This window comes from Arthrobacter sp. TmtSoilC51, from assembly GCF_055388015.1.
Map to the genome: position 1 here is coordinate 1,268,381 of NZ_AP035877.1, position 19,965 is coordinate 1,288,345.

At 60.8% G+C, this 19,965-nt stretch carries 20 protein-coding genes; 9 read left to right on the plus strand and 11 right to left on the minus strand.

Features of this window, described 5'->3' with window-relative positions:
- Nucleotides 1-108: 108 nt before the first annotated feature.
- Together ACZ5G6_RS05935 and ACZ5G6_RS05940 are read left to right on the plus strand one after the other, a co-directional pair.
- On the plus strand, nt 109-1,482 hold the full coding sequence (locus tag ACZ5G6_RS05935; protein ID WP_498690089.1) for an MFS transporter: 1,374 nt from the start codon (nt 109-111) through the stop codon (nt 1,480-1,482).
- A gap of 97 nt (nt 1,483-1,579) precedes the next feature.
- On the plus strand, nt 1,580-1,807 hold the full coding sequence (locus ACZ5G6_RS05940) for a hypothetical protein (RefSeq protein ID WP_498690091.1): 228 nt from the start codon (nt 1,580-1,582) through the stop codon (nt 1,805-1,807).
- 181 nt (nt 1,808-1,988) lie between these two features.
- Here the strand turns inward: ACZ5G6_RS05940 and helR are convergent, their stop codons facing one another.
- Nucleotides 1,989-4,187 (minus strand): RNA polymerase recycling motor ATPase HelR, encoded by a 2,199-nt coding sequence (helR, locus tag ACZ5G6_RS05945; RefSeq protein WP_498690092.1) that lies wholly within the window; start codon nt 4,185-4,187, stop codon nt 1,989-1,991.
- A 259-nt stretch (nt 4,188-4,446) separates the two neighbouring features.
- Here helR and ACZ5G6_RS05950 point away from each other — a divergent pair, with 259 nt between their 5' ends.
- The 4 genes from ACZ5G6_RS05950 to ACZ5G6_RS05965 all read left to right on the plus strand — a co-directional run bounded on the left by ACZ5G6_RS05950 (nt 4,447) and on the right by ACZ5G6_RS05965 (nt 7,364).
- A complete protein-coding gene (locus tag ACZ5G6_RS05950; RefSeq protein WP_498690094.1) occupies nt 4,447-5,439 on the plus strand; it encodes an NADP-dependent oxidoreductase in 993 nt (330 codons plus the stop codon).
- A gap of 41 nt (nt 5,440-5,480) precedes the next feature.
- Complete coding sequence (locus tag ACZ5G6_RS05955; protein ID WP_498690098.1) at nt 5,481-6,326, plus strand: alpha/beta fold hydrolase; 846 nt, start codon at nt 5,481-5,483, stop codon at nt 6,324-6,326.
- Between the two features lie 12 nt (nt 6,327-6,338).
- Complete coding sequence (locus ACZ5G6_RS05960; RefSeq protein ID WP_498690100.1) at nt 6,339-6,947, plus strand: TetR/AcrR family transcriptional regulator; 609 nt, start codon at nt 6,339-6,341, stop codon at nt 6,945-6,947.
- Between the two features lie 144 nt (nt 6,948-7,091).
- A complete protein-coding gene (locus ACZ5G6_RS05965; protein ID WP_223936169.1) occupies nt 7,092-7,364 on the plus strand; it encodes a hypothetical protein in 273 nt (90 codons plus the stop codon).
- 27 nt (nt 7,365-7,391) lie between these two features.
- Here the strand turns inward: ACZ5G6_RS05965 and ACZ5G6_RS05970 are convergent, their stop codons facing one another.
- From ACZ5G6_RS05970 to ACZ5G6_RS06005, 8 genes are all read right to left on the minus strand, one after another.
- Nucleotides 7,392-7,757, minus strand: a complete 366-nt coding sequence (locus ACZ5G6_RS05970; protein ID WP_223936170.1) for a hypothetical protein — start codon at nt 7,755-7,757, stop codon at nt 7,392-7,394.
- Between the two features lie 28 nt (nt 7,758-7,785).
- The gene (locus ACZ5G6_RS05975) at nt 7,786-8,532 is read right to left on the minus strand and encodes a hypothetical protein (protein ID WP_223936171.1); all 747 of its coding nucleotides are present in this window, start codon (nt 8,530-8,532) and stop codon (nt 7,786-7,788) included.
- On the minus strand, nt 8,529-9,449 hold the full coding sequence (locus ACZ5G6_RS05980) for an ABC transporter ATP-binding protein (RefSeq protein ID WP_498690102.1): 921 nt from the start codon (nt 9,447-9,449) through the stop codon (nt 8,529-8,531). Before ACZ5G6_RS05980 ends, ACZ5G6_RS05975 begins: the two co-directional genes overlap by 4 nt.
- Nucleotides 9,446-10,192, minus strand: coding sequence for a CPBP family intramembrane glutamic endopeptidase (locus tag ACZ5G6_RS05985; RefSeq protein WP_498690106.1), 747 nt, complete (start codon nt 10,190-10,192; stop codon nt 9,446-9,448). The genes ACZ5G6_RS05980 and ACZ5G6_RS05985 overlap by 4 nt, the downstream gene beginning before the upstream one ends.
- A gap of 62 nt (nt 10,193-10,254) precedes the next feature.
- Nucleotides 10,255-10,497, minus strand: a complete 243-nt coding sequence (locus ACZ5G6_RS05990; RefSeq protein ID WP_498690107.1) for a hypothetical protein — start codon at nt 10,495-10,497, stop codon at nt 10,255-10,257.
- 511 nt (nt 10,498-11,008) lie between these two features.
- A complete protein-coding gene (locus tag ACZ5G6_RS05995) occupies nt 11,009-11,416 on the minus strand; it encodes an SRPBCC family protein (RefSeq protein ID WP_498690109.1) in 408 nt (135 codons plus the stop codon).
- Nucleotides 11,413-11,727, minus strand: coding sequence for an ArsR/SmtB family transcription factor (locus ACZ5G6_RS06000; RefSeq protein WP_498690111.1), 315 nt, complete (start codon nt 11,725-11,727; stop codon nt 11,413-11,415). Before ACZ5G6_RS06000 ends, ACZ5G6_RS05995 begins: the two co-directional genes overlap by 4 nt.
- Nucleotides 11,728-11,804: 77 nt before the next feature.
- Nucleotides 11,805-12,524: a DUF2306 domain-containing protein gene (locus tag ACZ5G6_RS06005; protein ID WP_498690113.1), complete on the minus strand. Its 720-nt coding sequence runs from the start codon at nt 12,522-12,524 to the stop codon at nt 11,805-11,807.
- 117 nt (nt 12,525-12,641) lie between these two features.
- Here ACZ5G6_RS06005 and ACZ5G6_RS06010 point away from each other — a divergent pair, with 117 nt between their 5' ends.
- On the plus strand, nt 12,642-13,343 hold the full coding sequence (locus ACZ5G6_RS06010; protein WP_498690116.1) for a TetR/AcrR family transcriptional regulator: 702 nt from the start codon (nt 12,642-12,644) through the stop codon (nt 13,341-13,343).
- Between the two features lie 49 nt (nt 13,344-13,392).
- Here the strand turns inward: ACZ5G6_RS06010 and ACZ5G6_RS06015 are convergent, their stop codons facing one another.
- Nucleotides 13,393-14,247 carry an FG-GAP repeat domain-containing protein gene (locus ACZ5G6_RS06015; RefSeq protein ID WP_498690119.1) on the minus strand — a complete coding sequence of 285 codons (855 nt, stop codon included), beginning with the start codon at nt 14,245-14,247 and terminating at the stop codon, nt 13,393-13,395.
- A gap of 246 nt (nt 14,248-14,493) precedes the next feature.
- Between ACZ5G6_RS06015 and ACZ5G6_RS06020 the strand changes: the two genes are divergently transcribed.
- On the plus strand, nt 14,494-15,843 hold the full coding sequence (locus ACZ5G6_RS06020) for a hypothetical protein (RefSeq protein WP_498690121.1): 1,350 nt from the start codon (nt 14,494-14,496) through the stop codon (nt 15,841-15,843).
- A 100-nt stretch (nt 15,844-15,943) separates the two neighbouring features.
- A complete protein-coding gene (locus tag ACZ5G6_RS06025) occupies nt 15,944-18,838 on the plus strand; it encodes an NPCBM/NEW2 domain-containing protein (protein WP_498690123.1) in 2,895 nt (964 codons plus the stop codon).
- Between the two features lie 123 nt (nt 18,839-18,961).
- Here the strand turns inward: ACZ5G6_RS06025 and ACZ5G6_RS06030 are convergent, their stop codons facing one another.
- Nucleotides 18,962-19,360 (minus strand): hypothetical protein, encoded by a 399-nt coding sequence (locus tag ACZ5G6_RS06030; protein WP_498690125.1) that lies wholly within the window; start codon nt 19,358-19,360, stop codon nt 18,962-18,964.
- Between the last annotated feature and the right edge of the window lie 605 nt (nt 19,361-19,965).

A 19,965-nucleotide genomic window follows, 5' to 3' on the forward strand; every position in this document is an offset into this window, starting at 1 on the left:
CAGGATCGTTCCCTCGACCAACAGGAATGGACAAACTGCGGGCCTTCGACCGTCCGCCCCGCGAACTCGTTTCGTAACCCGAAGCAACCATGCAGCAGACTTGGGTGGGTGACGACCAATAGATCCCGGCCCGGACTCGCGATCGCTGCGCTGAGCCTCGGGACGGCGCTGAATCCGCTGAACTCGTCCATGATCGCCGTAGCATTAGTGGTGCTGCGCGAGGATTTCGCACTCGACGTCGCCACCGTTACCTGGGTGATCACGTCGTTTTACCTCGCATCCGCTGCCGGCCAGCCGCTCATGGGTAGGCTCGCCGACCGCTTCGGCCCCCGCCGCTTGTTCACCTTCGGCATGGCCTTGGTGGCGGTCACCTGCGCCATCGCACCGTTCCTACCCAGCTTCGCGTTGGTGTGCGTGGCCCGCGCGCTGATGGCTGTAGGGACCGCCACGGCCTACCCCTCGGCCGTCGTGATGGTCACTGAACTGAGCAAGCTCGCTAATATGCCGTCCACGCGGCCACTGGGCCGGATCCAGATGGCAAACACGTCGGCTGCTGCCGTGGGTCCCGTGGTCGGCGGCTTGTTGGTGAGCTTGGTCGGTTGGCAGGCGTTGTTCGCGATCAACGTGCCGATAGCGCTGCTGGCGCTCATTGTGGTGCACAAGGCCGCGCCAGCTGATTCCGGCCGCGAAACGGGCAAGCTCTCGGCGCTGATCCGCGACTCCGACATCCCCGGCATCCTCTCTTTCGTCACTTCGCTCATGCTCGCGATGATGGCGCTGCTCAACGTGTTGCCGGGTTACCGCTGGTGGCTCCTGGGTGCCGCGACAGTGATCGGCGCGCTTTTCGCCTGGCGTGAGCTGCGCTTCCGGCCGCCGTTCCTGGATCTCCGGCTGCTGGGCACGAACCGGCCGCTGCTGCTGGTCTATTTGCTCTTCGTCGTCTTCAGCGGCGTCTACTACTTTGCATTCTTCGGACTGCCGCAGTTGCTGCAGGAGGCAGGTCATTACGACGCCGGTGTGGTGGGCCTGCTGATGCTGCCCCTTGCGGCGTTGTCGGTTGTGGTGACGCCACTGACCGTTCGGCTGATTGAGCGGTTCGGCGTGCGTTCCGTCCTGATCACCGGCGTGCTGATTCTGACTGCTGCCGCAGTGGGCCTTGGCGCCCTGACATTGTCTCTGTGGGCGCCCTTGGTGTTCCTGCTGACTGCATTGATGGGCATCCCTTACGGAATGGTGAGCACGGCTTCGAACCAGGGGCTCTACGTTTCTGCACGCCCGGAGGAACGAGGAGTAGCTGCGGGAATTTTCCAGACCTGCCGCTACCTGGGCGCGATCACTGCAACTGTGCTGATTGGCGTGCTGTATGGCTCCGGTGTGAACCAAGCCAACTGGGGACTCATGGTGCTGGTGATGCTCGGCCTGAACGTGCTGGTGTTGGTGCTCGCCGTGATGTGGCGGCGGCCCTCCGTGGACACGCGCTGAAGGCCAGACAACTAAAATCCTGACTTCCGCGACACGTTCCGGCCTTCACTCCTACTCACCACTGCAATAGATAGGCCCCAAATTGCAGGAGAAGTAGATGCTTGGACTCGAAAAAACCCCGGAAATCCTTACTGGCTCGCCCGTGCCGGAACTGTGGCTGGTGCTGGTTTCCATCGCCGTTCTTGTGACTGTCGTGGTTCTCGCCGCTGTGCTGGTTTCCCGCTCGGTGTTGCCGCTTTCTGCCCTGTTGCACCGACGACGCCGGGGAAGGGGACCGCGGCATCGTCGCTCCAACCAAAAGGAGTTGTCCCAAGGGAGGCACTAGTCCGCCGCCGACTTCCCCCGATGGAACTCAACCATCGTTTCGTTGAAGGGCGAGATCAAACCAGGGTCAACCATCCAGCTGGTGTCAACACTGGATCCCAGCCGAACGTTCAAACTCAAGATCAAGGAGTTCGAACCCACCAGTTCGCGGCCGACCTGAAAGCGGCTGCCGAGGCATCCAGCTAGAAACTCTCGACGACGGCGGCGGCGGCAGTGGTGAGGATGACTAGCTGCTGGGTGGCCCTGGTCATCGCGACGTAGCGGTCCACGGCTCCTTCGATGCCCGTCCCGAATTCCTCCGGATCAACCAGGACCACAAGATCGAACTCGAGGCCCTTGGATAGTTCCGGGGCCAGCCAACGGAGGCGGGGCGACGCTGGGAGCGAGCCGCGTCCGCCGTCGTTCTTGCTGATAACGCAAGCGATACCTTCGGCGTGCGCCTCAAGCCACGTGGTGAGGATCGAGTCCAGGTCCGAAACGGATCCGTGGATGACCGGGAGGCCGCTGCTACGGATGGATGTGGGTACGTTGGCGTCGGGGAGGGCTGCCTTGATGACCGGTTCGGCTTCCGTCATGACCTCCTCCGGTGTGCGGTAGTTGATGCTGAGATGGGTCAGGTTCACGTGGCTCAGCCCTATGCGCTCCAGTCGTTCCTGCCAGGACTCGGTGAATCCGTGCCTGGCTTGCGCGCGGTCGCCGACGATGGTCAAGCTCCGGGACGGGCAGCGTTGCAGGAGCATCTGCCACTGGGCGTCGGTCAGTTCCTGCGCCTCGTCCACCACTACGTGTGCGAAGGGGCCGGCGAGCTGATCCGGGTCCGCGCTGAGCACGGATTCGTCCATGAGCTTCTCCTGCATGTCCTCTCCTCGCAGCATGGACATGACCAGCATTTCGGAATCATCCGCGGCAACGAGGTCTTCCACCACCCGGTCCATGAGCTCACGCTCCGCAGCGGCTTCAGCCTTCTGCCGACGCCTGCGCTTGGACGCTTCAGGATCGCCGAGCCGTTGCCGGGCTGCGTCCAGAAGGGGCAAATCCGATTCGGTCCGGGCGTTCGGCGTGGCCCGCTGAAGTTTCGCCACTTCATCAGCGCTGAGCCCAGGGGCGCACAAACGCAGGTAGGCTGGCACCCGCCATAGATCGGCCACGAGGTCCGTGTAATGAAGCAGCGGCCATGCCCGGCTGAATGCTTCCACTAAGTCCGGATTCTGCGCGAAGGACCGGCGAAGCAAGTCCTCCGGAACCTCGTCTGTATCGAACTTGTCCACCAGGATGGTGAGCAGTTCCTCCCAGACTTCGTCCCGCGCCTCATTGTGTGGAGTGCCGGGCGTTGGTGCATCGAAGGCCTCGGCCCACTCGTCGGCACTGAGCCAGACATCCGCCCAGGGCGTTTCGACTTCCAAGCCCTCCCTGGGCGGTGCCTCGTAGAACCTGACAGCCGGCTCGATTGCTTTCACCAGGTCTGCCGAGGATTTGAGCCGGGCAACCTCGGGGTCGGCCTCAAGGGCGGCGTCGGCTCCCTCAGGCACGAGATCCCGCAGTGTGCAGGTCTGCACACCCTCTTCGCCGAGGCTGGGGAGCACATCTGCAACGTAGGCCAGAAACGGCCGGTGCGGGCCGACGAACAAGACGCCGCCCCTGCGGTGACCGAGCCGCGGGTCCGAGTAAAGGAGATACGCGGCGCGGTGCAAGGCGACCACAGTCTTGCCTGTACCTGGGCCGCCGTCGACCACTAAAGCACCCCGGGAAGACGCGCGGATGATGGCGTCCTGGTCCGCTTGGATGGTGCCCAGCACGTCCCGCATGCGGGTGGAGCGGCTGCTGCCCAAGCTGGCGATGAAGGCCGAAAGATCCTCAAGCGCCGCGGTGCCGCCAGCCGGATCTGCGGAGGCCGGATCCACAGTAAAAGCTTCATCCCAGTAGTCAGTGATCCGGCCCCGGGTCCAGCGATAACGACGGCGGGCCGCCAAGCCCATGGGGTTGGCATGGGTGGCTCCGAAGAACGGCTCGGCCGCGGGGGAGCGCCAGTCGACAAGCAGCCTCCGGCCGTCGCTGTCCGTGAGGCCGAGTCGCCCAATGTAGAGCGGTTCCGTGTCGCCGGCGGGGACGACGCGACCGAGGCAAAGGTCCAGCCCGAAGCGACGCAGGGCACGCAGCCGACCGGTCAGCCGGCGGGTTTCGACGTCCTTCTCCACGGCCTCCTGGCCAAAGCGGCTTGGGGCCTTGCGAAGGGCATCGAGCTGATCGGACAGCTCGGAGATGGTCTGCTGAAGGCTTTCAGCGATGGCTGCGAAGTGCTGCTCGTCGGCAGCGGTCAGGGCTGGATCTGCTTTGGGTGCGAGGTGCTCGGGAAGGTTGAACGCGCTGGTTGTGAGAGGCACGCTGTCAGCTCCTTTCTGGGCTGATGACGCCGGAACCGCGCGTCTGAAACAGCGCGTACTTCCGGCGTCGGCTCTCAATTTTGCAGCAACCCCTGGGCCTTGCGGCAAGGCCCCCTGTGCCGTATAGATTGAAAGTGAGGAGGCACAACGTGTCTCCTTTTTCGTGCCGTTTTGCTGGGAAGCCACGGCCTGCTCTTGACTTAAGAACTGAGTGCACTCAAAATTGAGCTTACTCAGTTATTTCGTCAGGAGAGCAACCGTGAAAGCCTTCGTCCTCAACAAGTACAAAGAACGCCTGCAAGAGGTTGACGTTCCCGAGCCCGTGGTCGGCGCGCATGACGTGTTGGTGCAGGTGAAGGCATCCGGCTTGAACCAGTTGGATGAGAAGATCCGGTTGGGAGAGCTCAAGCAGGTCCTCCCGTACAGGCTGCCGCTGATCCTAGGCAATGACCTCGCCGGAGTCGTGGTGAGCGTCGGTGCGAAAGTACAGTCCTTCAAGCCAGGGGATGAGGTGTTCGCCCGTCCGCACCAGGATCGCATCGGCACGTTTGCCGAGCGCATCGCTGTGGCCGAGGGAGATCTGGCCATCAAGCCGGCGTCGATCAGTATGGACGAAGCTGGATCCCTGCCGTTGGTGGCGTTGACCGCCTGGCAGGCACTCGTGGAACGCGGCAAGGTTGGGCCGGGCCAGACGGTCCTGATTCACGCGGGTGCTGGAGGAGTGGGCTCAATCGCGATCCAGCTCGCGAAGTATCTGGGGGCCACAGTTGCCACCACGGTCAGCGCCGGAAACAAAGACTTTGTCCGCGAGCTCGGGGCGGACGTGGTCATTGATTACCGGACGGAGGACTTTGCGGAGATCCTCCATGGCTACGATCTGGTTCTCGACAGCCTTGGCGGCGAGAATCTGGAGCGATCCCTGAAGGTCCTCAAGCCGGGCGGTAAGGCCATCGGCATTTCAGGCCCGCCGGATCCTGCCTTTGCCCAAGAGCTCGGAGCAAACGCCGTGATGAAGGGCGCTGTGGCGCTGATTAGTGGTGGCATCCGGCGTAAAGCGCGTCGTCTCGGCGTCACTTATGAGTTTCTCTTCATGCGCGCCAACGGCAGCCAGCTCCGCGAGATTGCCGCGCTCATCGACGCCGGGGAGATCCGCCCCGTGGTGGGCCGAGTAGTCCCGTTCGACCAGACTCCGGACGTCCTTGCCGAAATGGAAAAGGGCGGCGTTCGTGGCAAGACAGTCGTCAGCCACTAAGCAATCAACTACTACCAATCACACCCTCAGGAACAAACATCATGAGCAATGTCATCACCGCCTACAAGGACGCACCAGTCAGCACCGTTACCGCTGGCGGCCTCTCCTACAGCTACCGCGAGTTGGGCCCCAAGGGCGGGATCCCCGTCATTTTCCTGGTCCACCTCGCCGCGACAATGGACAACTGGGACCCGCGCATCATCGACCCCATCGCCGAGAAGCACCACGTGATCACCTTTAGCAACCGTGGTGTCGGTGCCACAACCGGCGACGTTCCGGGCACGATCGAGGAGATGGCTGAGGACGCCGCGACCTTCATCAAGGCGCTCGGGTACCAGAAAGTAGACCTCTTTGGATTCTCGCTTGGAGGCATGATTGCCCAGGCTTTGGTGGTCAAATACCCGGAGCTCGTGCGGAAGCTCGTCCTCGCGGGCACAGGTCCTGCGGGCGGGAAGGACATTGATAAGGTGGCCCGCGTCACCTACTTCGACATCCTGCGGGCCACTTTGACCCGGCAGGACCCTAAAGAATTCCTGTTCTTCAACCGCGATGCCGCAGGCAAGCCTGCCGCGAGGGCATTTATCCAGCGGCTCAAGGAGCGAACCACCAACCTGGACGCGCCCATTAAGACCAAGGCTTTCCAGACGCAGCTGAAGGCCATCAAGAAGTGGGGTCGCACGGAACCGGCCAACCTGGGCGCAATCACCCAGCCGACACTCATCGCCAACGGCGACAACGACCGCATGGTGCCGTCCAGGCTTTCCAGCGACATGCACCGCCGGATTCCGGGCAGCGAACTGATCATCTACCCCGATTCAGGACACGGCGGCATCTTCCAGTACCACCAGGAGTTCGTCCCCGTCGCCCTCGAATTCCTGGGCCGCTGATACGGTAGCTGAATGCAGGCTGTGCCCCCGACCCTTGGCCGACGTGAACGGAATAAGCAGGAGAAGCTTGACCGCATCACCGCTGCCGCCCGAGAGCTCTTCACTCAGTACGGCGTAGACGAGGTCACCACCCAGCAGGTGGCTGAGAAGGCCGACGTCGGATCGGGAACCTTGTTCTTGTACGCCAAGACCAAGGCGGAGCTGCTTCTCCTGGTCCACAACGTCAAATACGCCGAAGCGCTTAGCTCGGGCGTCGCCGCCGCAGAGCGGGAAGAAACCGTCCTTGATGGGATCATGGCGATCATCCGCCCCATCGTGAAGTGCAATCGTGTACAGATCGAGAACGGCCGGACGTACCTCAAAGAGATCGTCTTCGGTGACCTCGCCGAACCCCACCACGCGGAGGCCCTTGCGCTGACCATCCGCACGGAGGCCGCCATCGCAGAGGTCCTGGCCCGTGATAAGCAGCTGGGTGCCCGGGACCCAGCGAAACTTTCCCATGTCATTTCCGCGATTATGTTCATCAGCATGACCTCGTCTGCCAATAGCGGTCTCACCGACGAGCAAGTTGGAGACGAGATCCGCGATCAGATCAGTGTGGTTTTGGCCACGGGGAGCTAGCCGCTACAGACGCGGCCTTTAGTGTGAGGGCCCGTGCTGACCACCTTCTAGACACGGCCCCGGCTGTCGGCCCGAACAGGGCCGACAGCCCCTTGCTGCCGTGCTCCTCTGGTTCATCCACCATAAATGTGAAATGTTCACACCATGACCGACGATTATTTGACCGAACTTCGGGCGCAGGCAGACCAAGGCAGCCAGGACGCCATAGACCAGCTTGTGGAATTGGCCGCTGGGCGGGGCGACCTTGAGGAACTGCGTCGTTTTGCCGCGCAGGGGAGTACCGACGCCGTGGACCTCCTCATTGAGCTTGCCTCAGAACGTGGCGACGTGGAGGAACTTCGACGACTCGCGGACGGCGGAAGCCGGACAGCAGCCGAGGTTCTCGCCGAACTGGAAGAAGAATACGGCCCGGAATGAAGCCCTTAGCGTCAGACTTCCTTATGGTTAGAGCCGAGGCAATTTGCGGTCAACGCGGTACGCCGAAAAGACAAGGACGCTCAATCCAACGAGTACCGCACCGTAGTAGTACAGGACGCCGGGAAACCCAAGGTGCACGCCTAGGACTCCGCTGAGAAACAGCTGAGCGGCGATACCGACCAGAAGGAAAATGGCGGCCACGCGTCCAATCTTCGTGCCTTTGGACAGGCCGGTGCCGCGGGGAATGCCCGCCACGAAGTCGGGCACACTGAATTGATTGCCGAGGCTCGAACTCTTTTCATTGGCTTCTTTGAGGAGCCCGGGAATCATGTTTTCAGCGACTCCACGCCGCCTCAATGCATACACAAGATCTTGTTGTGTGCTGGTTTCCATCGACTTACTCCATCCCCGCGTAATGCGGTTAGACAACATCCTTGGTTCGGTTTCTCCAGATCCCGATGACACAAGGAATAAGAATCCATATGACAGCTGAAGACGCGGCAGCTGCAGCGTTGCCGCCTTCAGTCAGAACGTTGGTGAACGTGGCTGATTGAAGAAATGGCGTGGCATCGCCAGCGACCAGGCCAATCAACGAGTCGAACACAAAAGACTGAAACAGCACAAAGACAATCGCGAGTGGCGTCGAGAGGAGCGCGGACGCGACCGCAGCGCCTGACATGACGCCAACCAGAGTGGCACAAACCAGTAGCCAGACGCTCCTGCTCAGGCTTCCAAACATGATGTCCGAGCTCGTGAAAACGGAGAATCCTGCCGACACGGCGAATGCCACAGCACAAATCACCAGCATGGTGGCGAGGCCAAAGATTGCCACAGCGATGTACTTTGCGAGAAGCAGCACTCCCCGCCTTGGCTGTAACACGAAGAACTTCACGTTGTCCCGGTGCTGCCAGTCGGACGTAATCGCGAGAATGGAAATAATTGGCGCGCCTATGCCAGCGGGCAACGCCAACGCCGCAAGCATCATGGACATGTCTATCGGCTCATTGCGGCTTGCTGAGACGGCCACGAACGCGACGATCATCAGGATGCCGAGAAGCGTCATGCTAAAGAGAAGCCATCGTGAGCTGCGGGTATTGATGAGTTTCCGCATTTCGACGTAGACGGCAACGCCGATGGGGTTCGATACCGGACTGCTGATGCCGCTCATTTCCCTTCCTCCGTCCTGGAGACCGCTGCAAACTCCGGGGAAGTCAGTTCACTGTAGTAACTTTCCAATGATTCCACCGGCTTTCTGTGCAGTAGGCTCACTTGGATGCCATTCCTCCAAAGAATTTCACCGACGTGCTCCGGTGACGACATGACTGAAATTCGCTCATTGACGGAATGAGGGGCGTCGGCCATTGCGATTCCCTCGGCCTGCAGGACGCGCCTGATTTCAGACCTGTGAGGGCCATCGACTTCAGTGACTTCCGTCCCTCCCAGGTCTCCTATGGAGGAGTTGGAGATCACGCGGCCGCGGTCAATGATGACTACGCGATCTACGTAGGACTCAAGCTCATTCAGCAAGTGGCTTGAGATGAGAACTGCACCACCGTCTGCGGCAAATCGCCGGATGGATGCCTTAAGCCAGCTCATTCCCTCGACGTCCAACCCGTTGGCTGGTTCGTCCAGGACGAGGTACTTGGGATCTCCCAGAAGTGCGATGGCCAAACTAAGGCGTTGGCGCATGCCCAGGGACAGGGACCGAACTTTTCGACGACCCGCGCTGGCCAGGCCGACCGACTCAAGAACGGTATCCACCCTCTGCATGGGAAGCCCCATCATTGCGGCGGTCAAAATGACTGTTTCGCGGGCCGACCTGCCGGGATGGTGCGCCGAAGGATCAAGCAGGAAGCCTATCTGTTCCCCCGGGTTGAGCAGTTCGTGGAAGGGCGAGCCAGCAATCGTAATGGAGCCGGTGTCCGGCCGGGTCAGCCCCGCGATCATTCTGAGCGTGGTGGATTTCCCGGACCCGTTTGGCCCGATGAACCCCGTGATTGTCCCTGGAGCGCAGCTAAAGCTCAAATCGTGGACGGCCTTTATGTTTCCGAAAGACTTCGAGATGTTATCCAGTCTCAGGGTCATAATTTCACGCTAGTCCGTTCTGAGACAATTCTCTTGGTTATTGTTCGTGAACACATTATAAACACCAGTAAAAATAGTGCCAAGTCAATCGGAATATACATCCAGGCTTGGAGGTCATTGTGCAAGGGGGCGGCGACGGAAGCCGCCGTGATATTGGACAGCAGGTGATAAAGGAATGCTGGCCATATTGATCGGAAGTGAACTGCCAGTAAGACGGCCAGAACTGCGAAGAGAAAGCGATCCACGTACATGACTGCAAGCGGTGATAGATGAAGCGATGCAAACGTGAGTGAAAACACTATGGTGATGCCGATTTGCGTAGTGCGGGAGGCTGTCATTCCGTAGATAAGGACCAATGGGAGGCCGCGGAATATTACTTCCTCCATCAGGACCGCAGTCGGACCAGCGGCCGCCGTCAGGAAGTCACTGACCCCCTGAATACCTATCCAAACGATCGCGATCGTGGAGCCGGCAACCAGTGCGGCGCACCGCTTGGCATGCAATAGGCCATCGATGATCATTGGCTGGCCTACGTCGAGCAAATTGACCTTGAAGCGTGCGGCAGAGAGTGCGATAGCGGCACAGCCGCAGATGATCAGCGAAAGCGTGGTGATGAGTCGCGGATCAACGTTAGCGGCAGCGAGCGCTTCATAAGAGAGTCCTAAAGCCAGAACAACAGCGACATTGAGCAGAACCGCCAAAGTGATTCCGTGAGCGAGAAGGCGCTTGATCTCTTTCCCCATTCTAAGATCTGGTTGCCTAGTGGCTGGGTGACGTACCGGCACCCAGCCACCCGATCGTGCTCTTACCAGCCGAAGAAGTACCGGCGCAGTTCAATGAAGAAGTCCCAGAGGGCTCCACCGATGAACCAGTTGATGGTATTGCGAATCCATCCTGCCAGGCCGTTCCACCAGTTCAGGAAAGCACCCCAGCCCCACTTTACTGCGTTGACCATCGCGTTCCAGACCCATGGGGCTGCCCACCGGATCCAGTCCAGGACCGGCCTGATATTGATCCGTTTTTGCGCATCTGTGGCAGCGGTGCTCACCGTAGCTTCCGTCGGCGCCGAGAGCGTTGCTGACAGAAGTCCCTGGGTGCTGGACGGTGCAGCGGATGCGGCCGAGATGCTAACTGGAGATGAGGCTGCTGTGGTTGTGGACATACTCCGGACGGCGCCGGGTGCCGATAGGAGTATTACTCCTGCGAGAGTCGCAGCTACCCCTCTTTTACTCCAATTGAGCACGATACCGCGCGTATCCCGTGAATTCATGAAGTCCCCCTTTCAATACACCCACTGTGAGTGCATTGCTAACTTAGGGGGTCGATTTGTAGTTAGTCAAATCAATTTAGTTTTAGTGTCCATAGGCAACATGTCGTTGATATCTGGGATTGAAGAAAGGTTTCAATAGCACAAATAAAGGCAATCAGCTTGTCAACAACGAATGGTTACGGCCCGCGTTCGCTTTACCTCCGGCATTCAGTTGTTGTCAAATTCGAGTCTTGCATCTCAAATGCCGCCTTGGGTCTTTTCCAACTTCATGAATTTCGGGTGGTTGTGCCTAACTAACGCTGATCAGGACTTGGTTGATGCGCGCAAGAAGGCCCGGCCATCCGTTGCCCATGCCTTCCATGGCTTGCCGCCCCATCGGGGTGTCCAGGCGGAAGCCTGCTTGCTCAAAGTGCAGGATGGTGCCGTCCTCGGTGGCTTCGAGCTGCCACGTGATGGTCGTGTCCAGAACTCCTTCGGCGAACATGAAGGTGATCGCGGAACCGGGCTCGACGGTGAGGACTTCGCATTGCTGCTGGCCCCAACCGCCCATGTCCAGGGTGAAGCGGTGGCCCACTACGGGTGCGATGTCGCCGGGAGCCCACCAGCGGGCGAGTAGTTCCGGGGTTGTCAGGGCAGCCCACACTGCCTCTTTGGGGTGCGGGAAAGTGCGCTCGAGTCTGATGGCGTTTTCGGTCATGGAGTGTTTTCCTCATCCAATAGTTCGGCCAGGGCGTCGAGCCGCTGGTTCCAATATTGCTCGTAGTGCTTCAGCCAGTTGCTGGCTTCCCGCAGGCCCTCGGCCTCAAGGTGATAGATCCTGTTTCGGCCCTGCCGTTCCTCCCGGACCAAGCCGGCTTCCCGCAGGACCGCCAAATGCTCGGACGCTGTAGAACGGCTGAGGTCCAGGCGGCCCGTGAGATCGCCCGCCGTCAATGGACCCTCACGGAGGCTATCGAGGATGGTACGCCGCGAAGGGTTCGCGAGGGCGCCGAAGACGTCGGGAAGCACTCGATGATGATATGTCGGAAATTTCCGAAATGACAACCCGGGCGGTCCTTGTCGCCAGCCTGGGATGGGCCGGCCCGCTATCGTGAGGGGCGCATGGAGGTCTGGCGGGATCGGCTCTCAGGATGGGACGCTGGCGTGGACTTGCCGGCCCGTCGGCGAATGACTATTTCGGCTACCGCGAGGTTGATAACCCAGGAGGCCCCCATGAGTACCGCCCGGGTCGCCTCGTCCGTAGGGCCGACAAGAAGCATCCAAGGCAAGAAAACGAGGGCCTGTGTTCCTGCGCCGAGACCGATTGCGTAGCCTCGGGTCATCCACGCACTGTGCGCCACGTAGTCCCTACGGCGAACCGCTAGAAATCCGAGGATGATGCTTACCGCCATGGCCGATCCGAAGATGAGGCGAAGAATCAGGAGGGCCTCGCCGTCGCCCTCCGGTAGTGCGTAGAACACGGACATCCATAGGCCGGAGAGTGCGGCAAGGAGGCCGACTGGAACGAGAATGCGGCCCGCCATCCGGTGCCACTTGCGCCGAGCGTTGCGGAGCGAGGGGACAAACTGGAGGGCCCCGAGCAGGCAGTAGACGGTAACGCTAACAATGTGGGTGACCACTGGTATGGGTGAATCGAAAAATCGCTCGTTTTGTGCTGTTACGGCCCCGCCGCCCGCCAGTTCGGAAAGGCGTGCCGCCCCGGCGATCACCGGGATGAGACTGAGGAACAGCAATGCGGCGGGAACCGGCCATTGCGCCCGGCGGAAGCGGCTTCGGAACACCGCGATGGAGCTTTCTGATCTCATGGCCTGGCCTTTGGCTCGTAGGTGTACGGCGTACACCTCAATGAAAGGAAGCCTAGGTGTACGCTGTACACACTGTCAATACTTGGCGGAACCGATCCAGGATGGAGGGCCGTACTCATGACCCAACAAACAGACACGCGGCGCTCACCCCTGAACCGGGAGCGCGTGCTTCGTGCCGCCGTCGAACTTGCAGACGAGGCTGGCATTGACGCGCTCAGCATGCGACGACTCGCTCAGGACCTTGGCGTCGTACCAATGGCGCTTTACAAACACGTGGCCAACAAGGAGGAACTCCTCGACCAGATGGTGGACACCATTGTGCGGGAGATCGACCCCCCGGTCCGCGATGCAGATTGGAAGAGTGCTGTCCGGCTGAGAGTGCTCTCTGCGCGACGGGCACTCATGGTGCATCCGTGGGCTCGTTCTGTGATCGAGACCAGAACAAACACAACATCGGCTGTGCTGGAGTACATGGACACCCTTGCCGGGCTGTTTCTGGCTGGCGGGCTTACCCCCGACCTCACCCATCACGTCATGCACGCTTTGGGCAGCCGCATGTGGGGATTCACCCAGGAAGTGTTTGACGACTCAGAAGGACGGGAGCCAGCCGTAATCACCCCTGATGCGCAGATAGCGATGATTCAGCACATGGCCGAGAGCCATCCCCACTTACTGAAGATCGCCCTGGCCGCAGCCCACGACGACGCGTCAGTAGTAGGCCACGGTTGCGACGACCAGTTTGAGTTTGAGTTCGCCCTGGATCTCCTTCTCGACGGCGTTGAACGGCTTCATGAGCGCAGCTGGAGGTCCGGCGGATAAAACGGCTGCCGAGCGAGTCTTCCTCAGATTCAGTACTTGGTTGGATAGATCAGACCAGCGCCGTTATGACGTTCCAGCCCTCTCCGATCTGTTTGCGCGGCTCCAGATGGCGGCTTCCGATGCCGGGGTAGAGCCACAGTACGCCGTTGGTATCCCGGGCGATGATCTGCGCATACCCCTCGTAGTTGTTGTCGAAATTGCCGGTGGCGATGATCGCCGTCATGGTGTTCCAGCCTTCGCCGACTTGCATCCGCGGCAGCCACCCACCAGTGCCGTTTCCGGGGTAGAGCCAAAGTCGGCCGCTGGTGTCCCGTGCGAGGAGGTCCATTTTCCGGTCCTCGTTGAAATCACCGCGACCAATAAGGGCCGTCATCACGTTCCAGCCTTCACCGATTTGGAACCGGGGGAGCCAACCGCCTCGATGGTCTCCTGGATACAACCAGAGGCGGCCCTCCGCGTCACGGGCCATGAGATCTGCCATGTAGTCGCCGTTGAAGTCCCCAGGCCCCACCAAAGCAGTCATAACGTTCCAGCCCACACCTACGTGCATGCGGGGCTTGAGACTTCCGCCTCCCGTGCCAGGGTAGAGCCACAAATCGCCGTTTGTGTCCCTGGCGAGGAGGTCGTCCGTGAACTCGCTTTGGAACTTGCCCGGACCAACGATTGCGGTCATGACGTTCCAGCCCTCGCCCATCTTGAAACGGGGCTTCTTCCAGCCGCCAAGGCCGTCACCTGGATACACCCAGAGATCACCTGCTGTGTCACGGGCAAGAACGTCGTGAAAGTAGCTGGTATTGATGCTGACGTAATCCCAGTTGTTGCTGGGGACGCTGGAAGCGCGGGTGGTGGGTTGGTCTGCTTGTGCCGGAACCACCGCGATGCCTAAGAAAAAGACTGCAACCATGGCCGCAGCTGCGCCAAGGAAATGCGGGCGTCTCCGGCTTCGAACCCTCCGCAGTGCATGAGAAGTGCGCCGTCCATGAGTAGTCGACCTTGATCGGAACATCACTGTTACCCCCATTAGCAACATAGCCATCACACGATGGATCGGAGCTTAGCTGGATCGCCAAAGTTTTGTTAGGGGCTGGGGGAAAGCCCTGTCATCCTATAGACATTCAGGTTTCACCGGTCGGGACGGAATCGAGGAGCCATGAGGCGGGTTCGCTACTTCACAGCGGCAGCAGCGGTTGCCGTCCTGTTGCTCTCCGGCTGCACGGCAACAGCGGACCCAAACGCCCCGCCGTCGAACTCGTCCGCTACCTCCGGAGCCCCTACGGGATCGGCGTCTGCCTCATCCACCGGCTCGCCAGCCGCAACGCCTCCGGCGGCCTTGGCCAAACTCCCCAGGATTCCCTGGGATGGTGGTCCCGATTTCTATAAGAAGTTCAGCAAAGCCGACGCCGCAGGGTGGGACGACCCGGGATTCTTCCCCATCGGAGTTTGGTACGCATCAGCGAATGGCGAGCAGATGCAGTTCGACAAAGCGCATGGCATCAACTTCTACGTCCAATTGAATCCGGACACCGATTATGCGCTCTTCGACCAGCACGGCATGTTCTCGCTAATGAAAGTGAAGAACGCACCGGATGACTGGGGGCAGCTCCCGGGCAACTTCATCGACGATGAGGTGGATGGCAGGTTTGGCTGGGATGAGGGCGTAGCCCACATGAAGCGTACGGTCGAAGAGCTGAAGGCTAAAGAGGAGGGCCGCTTTACCTACGCCAACTGGACTCCATCGCTCATCAGCTACGACGCGCCAATGGACATCACTACGCGCTATTGGGAGACCGTGGACGTGTCCTCGACGTCCAACTATTACTACGCCGGTGCCTGCCGCGATTGGCGGCTCCGCACACCCCAGGGATACAACCCGACGACGACGGCTACCTGCCAGACGTCGTCCGCGTACGCGAAGGCCATGCAGGTGATGCAGGAGGTCAACGCCGCGAGAGGTGTGTACTCGCCCATCTGGATGGTCCCGACCGTGCTGAGCCCCGAAGGTGAGCATGATTTATCCGACCAGATGACACCGGACAGGGTGAAGGCCCAAGTGTGGGCGATGCTCATTCACGAGTCGCGCGGGATTGTGTGGTTCACGCAGTCACCTGGGGGTGGCGACGATAACCCCTGCATGTCTGGGAATGCGCTGGCTGATGTCCGCATCCACAACAGCGCCTGCTCCCGGGATCAGGTGCAGGCCATGGGTGAGGTCAACGCGGAAGTGAAGGCTCTGGCGACGGTTCTGAACACGCAAAGCTATGTGTGGAACTTCGGTGAGGGGCTGGACACGATGCTGAAGGCCTACAACGGGGCCGCGTACATTTTCGCTATGACGCAGGATGCACAGACTGGGCAGCGGACCTTCACCCTGCCTGCGGGAGTCACTGCCAAGACGATTGAAGTGGTGAACGAGAACCGCACCATCGCCGTCAAGGACGGGAAGTTCACGGATGACTTCCCCGTTGAATCCACCCACCACGTTTACAAGGTGAGGCTGTAAGGGCGCTGCGCTCGCGTGTTCAGTCCTGTGCATTTCGTTGCCCTCCGCAGTGCAACCGCAAGAAACTCCTTGAGGAAACCCACTCAATGAGGAGCCTCACTTGCATCCACAAACCTTGGCCAGGCGTCTGGCCGCAACCGCCGCATCCGCAGCGCTCATAGGGGCGACGCTGGTAGCTGCCGGAGTCGCAGCCAGCCCGGCAGCAACCGCAGCTGAACTACCACCGCCGCCCACCGGCGTCGTATATGCCAGCGACGTTCCCTGGGCCAGCATGACCAACGGTTGGGGACCGGCTGAACTGGACATGAGCAACGGCGGCCAGGCTTTGGGGGATGTGAACCGCAGGCCGCTGACTATCGGCGGCACGGTGTACGCGAAGGGGCTCGGGACCCATGCGGCGTCGTCCATCACATACAACCTTGGCGGGCAGTGCCGGCAGTTCCTCTCCCAGGTGGGTGTGGACGATACGCAGGGGGATCGCGGCCGTGTGGACTTCAAGGTCCTGGTGGATGGCGTGGAGCGCTTCGCGGGGGAGCGGAAGGGGACCGACGGGGCCCTGCCCGTCAACGTGGATCTCAGGGGCGGGACCACGCTGCAGCTCAAGGTGGACGCCGGGCCGGAAGGGAACGGCAACGATCACGCCGACTGGGCCGATGCCAGGATCAACTGCTCGGACGAGTTCCTCGCTGCACCACTGCGTCTCGAGGCCTCAGGTGAGACCAACCTCGGTGCGCTTGTTCCGGGGACCCCGGCGACCGTCGTCGTGCGTGATTTGCAGCCGCTGGGCGCAGTGGCCCTGACGCTGGGTGGCGCGAAGGTGACCAGTGGTGCCGCTGACCAGAGCGGTGTAGCAACGCTGACGTTCGTGGTGCCGGTGAATACCAAAGGCGGTGCCACGGAGCTGGGCGTCAGCGGACCGGGGCCGTTCGGGACGCCATCCGTCGGCAGGACCCCGGCAAGTATTGTGACGATCAGCAGCACCAAATTCTTCGTGGACTGCTCGGCCAGTGCGCCGGGAGACGGCACTGAGCAAAGTCCGTTCAACTCGACTGCCCAAGTCAATGCCCATGGCGCGTTCGCCGCGGGTGAGTCCATCCTGTTCCGCGCCGGAACCGCGTGCGACGGCGCGCTGACGCCGGGCGGTACTGGCGTCGCGGACCACCCGATTACGGTCGCGAGCTATGGCGACGGCGACAAGCCCACCATCAACGGCGGCGGCGCTGTAGCTGCCGTGCAGATCACCAATGCCAGCCACTGGACCGTGAGCCGGCTGCACGTGATCAACCCGTCGGCGGAGCTGGGACGCCGCGTGGGCATCCTGTTCAACACCACCACGACGTTCGCGCAAGCAGGGGTGGTGATCACGGATAACCACGTGGAGGACGTGGCTGGCTGGTCGAACAAGACCGGGCCCCGCAGTGCCGAGTTCCCGCTGTCCGCCGGGATCATGGTCCAGGTGCAGGGCGGTTCGGGGGCCTACAACGGCATCACGATCACGGGTAACGAGGTCAACGACGCCGGTGCTGGCGGCATCAAGCTGGCTGGCGATACCTCGCTGTATCACCGCAACGTGTACATCGGGCACAACTCGATTCACGAGGTTGGCGGCGACGCGATCGTGGTGCACAACTCGGACGCGCCGCTGGTGGAGCACAACAGCGGGCTGAACCTGGGGATGGGCAAGTACCCGTTCATCGCGGGCAACTTCGCCGGAATGTGGCCGTACAACTCCCGCAACACCCTGTTCCAGCACAACGTGGTGGGCAACAGCGTCACGTCCACGTACGACTCCACCGCCTGGGATTGCGACATCAACGTGGTGGGCACCTGCACCTTCCAGTACAACTACTCGTACGGGAACGCGGGCGGCTTCTACCTCAACTGCATCTCCAACTGCGCGGGCGGCGCCACCTCGGCCAACGTCATCCTCCGCTACAACATCGCCCAGGACGACTGCCGAATGGGCGGCAGCAGCAGCGGCACCGGCAAGCACTACATCTACAACAACACCTTCTACTGCCCGTCGCGCACGTTCCTGGACGACATGACCGGCCCGCGCGAGGTCCGCAACAACCTCTTCGTGGCACCGGGCAGTGGTTTGAAAACCGCGTCGGCTGTGTATGCGAACAACGCATACTTCGGGGGCATTGTGCCGCCCGCCGGCGAAACGGGTTCGGTGTTGGGTGACCCTCGGTTGGTGGCTGGCGGCAGTGGGCAGACTTCCCTGGATGTGCCGGGGTACCGGCTGTTGTCGGGGTCGCCTTTGCTTGGGGCTGGCGTGGTTGTAGCCGACGACGGCGGCAGGGACTTCTTCGGGAACCCCACCTCGGGTGCCTCTTCTGTTCCGAATGTTGGCGCCTACCAGGGGCCGGGTGTTGCTGCTTCTGCTTTGCCTTTGGGGGCGCTGGTGAACCAGACGTCGGTGGCGAGTGCAGCGAATCCTCGGAATGGGGCTGTTACTTCGGATCGGCGGACGTTCTCGGAGGAGGCGTTGGCTGCGGCTGGGCTTGTCTCTGGTGCGAAGTATTCGGCGTTTGGTGTCTCGTCCATTTGGCATCCGACCGCTGTTGGGACGCCGGACACTTTGAAGGCTGCGGGGCAGGAAGTGGCTCTCTCCGGCCGCGGGCGGACTTTGCTGGTGACCGGGTTCTCCACCGGTGGTGTGTCATCCGGAATCGCGACGGTGCATTTCACGAATGGCCAGAGCAGGCAGATCACCCTGAACCTGCCGAACTGGCTCACTGGTGTGGCTTCAGATACGAGTGTTGTGGTGGCCTCGTCGGCCTATCATCAGCGGCACACGCAGGCTTACAACGGTGGGCCCTCGACCGTTGTGCGCGTGGATGAGCCGGCGCGCGTGTTTGCCACGAAGATCGACATTCCTCCGGCGTTCGAGTTGTCGAGTGTGACGCTGCCGCAGGGGAGTGCGCTGGTGAATGAGGGGCTGAACATCATGGATATCTCCGTGGGGAATCTGCCGGTGGGGCTGGGGTGATTTAGCGCCGTTGAATTGAGGCAGGAGGGGGACCCGCCAACGTGCGGGGCCCCCTCTGCTCTGTTCTCGGATCTGCAACTTAGTCCATGGCACCATCAGCCATGAGTTGCTGGAGTAGGCCTATTACTTAGTCACGTGCACGACGACAGCTTTGCTGGTCGCCTGTTCCATGCCGGCGTTATCGATGCCGGTGACAGTCCAGTTGCTGAGCAAAATGACGGTCTTGCCGGTGTCGGCGTTGTAGACGACTTTCTTGAATCCGAGAGCCTGCAGTTCATCGTCGAGCGCCTCCGCGTTCATTCCAGCCACATTTGCAGGAATGACCGCTGTCGTTGCTGCGGGCGTTGGGATGGCTGCGGCAGGCGTCACGACCGGAGCAGGCGTTGACGTAGCCGTTACCGTGGCTGTTGCCGTGGCAATTTCGGTCACAGTCTGCGTGACAGCCGGAGTAGCCGCAGGTGCTCCTGCACAGCCAGCAAGCGCAAGGCACGACAAAGCCAAGACAAGGATGGATTTTTTCAAGATTCCCCATTTCAATTCCGACGAACTAATGCCGTCGCCCCCATTTCGCTCGCGGAGTGCGAGCACCAGTGAAAGTGTAAGGTTCAACAAACACGCCGCACATTTGTTACGCTACTCGGTCGAGAAGGTCCTCAGGAAGGGCTTGATTTATGTTCCGGGCTATGTTGCCGCAGTCGTTTTCAGAGCGACACAAGTGAGGCAGTAAGTTCACTTACTCCGACTCGAAGACACAAACCCACATCTTGCTTGCCAATATTCCAAAGCCATGTAATATCCGATTACCGAGCGCACGGCTCGGCGCCTTGGGGAGCGTTACGGGGGTACTAAATCGACGCATCGTCGTGACCATTCGGCAGGTTTACTGCCAAAGATCTAAGGCATTTCGCGCGCATCAAACCCATTCGCATTGTTTTCTGTGCCCAAAAAAAGGCGCCGAAAGGAACCCTCATGAGTCAGAATCCAGAAGGTTATAGGCCTCCAAACCCATCCGAGGGGTCTACCCCAGCCGGACCAGGCAGTTATCAGGCTCCGCAGTCGCAAGGGCATGTCCCTTCCCCTGCGAACCAGGCCTACCATGCTCCTCAAGTGCCATATCAGCAATTCCA

What these genes read in the sequence shown, in the direction of transcription:
- ACZ5G6_RS06010 (WP_498690116.1), top strand. Translation starts at nt 12,642, where the DNA reads ATGACCCAACAAACAGACACGCGGCGCTCACCCCTGAACCGGGAGCGC.
- ACZ5G6_RS05970 (WP_223936170.1), bottom strand. Translation starts at nt 7,757, where the DNA reads ATGGAAACCAGCACACAACAAGATCTTGTGTATGCATTGAGGCGGCGT.
- ACZ5G6_RS05965 (WP_223936169.1), top strand. Translation starts at nt 7,092, where the DNA reads ATGACCGACGATTATTTGACCGAACTTCGGGCGCAGGCAGACCAAGGC.
- ACZ5G6_RS05975 (WP_223936171.1), bottom strand. Translation starts at nt 8,532, where the DNA reads ATGAGCGGCATCAGCAGTCCGGTATCGAACCCCATCGGCGTTGCCGTC.
- ACZ5G6_RS05960 (WP_498690100.1), top strand. Translation starts at nt 6,339, where the DNA reads ATGCAGGCTGTGCCCCCGACCCTTGGCCGACGTGAACGGAATAAGCAG.
- ACZ5G6_RS06005 (WP_498690113.1), bottom strand. Translation starts at nt 12,524, where the DNA reads ATGAGATCAGAAAGCTCCATCGCGGTGTTCCGAAGCCGCTTCCGCCGG.
- ACZ5G6_RS05940 (WP_498690091.1), top strand. Translation starts at nt 1,580, where the DNA reads ATGCTTGGACTCGAAAAAACCCCGGAAATCCTTACTGGCTCGCCCGTG.
- ACZ5G6_RS06015 (WP_498690119.1), bottom strand. Translation starts at nt 14,247, where the DNA reads ATGGTTGCAGTCTTTTTCTTAGGCATCGCGGTGGTTCCGGCACAAGCA.
- ACZ5G6_RS05995 (WP_498690109.1), bottom strand. Translation starts at nt 11,416, where the DNA reads ATGACCGAAAACGCCATCAGACTCGAGCGCACTTTCCCGCACCCCAAA.
- ACZ5G6_RS05980 (WP_498690102.1), bottom strand. Translation starts at nt 9,449, where the DNA reads ATGACCCTGAGACTGGATAACATCTCGAAGTCTTTCGGAAACATAAAG.
- ACZ5G6_RS05985 (WP_498690106.1), bottom strand. Translation starts at nt 10,192, where the DNA reads ATGGGGAAAGAGATCAAGCGCCTTCTCGCTCACGGAATCACTTTGGCG.
- ACZ5G6_RS06020 (WP_498690121.1), top strand. Translation starts at nt 14,494, where the DNA reads ATGAGGCGGGTTCGCTACTTCACAGCGGCAGCAGCGGTTGCCGTCCTG.
- ACZ5G6_RS05955 (WP_498690098.1), top strand. Translation starts at nt 5,481, where the DNA reads ATGAGCAATGTCATCACCGCCTACAAGGACGCACCAGTCAGCACCGTT.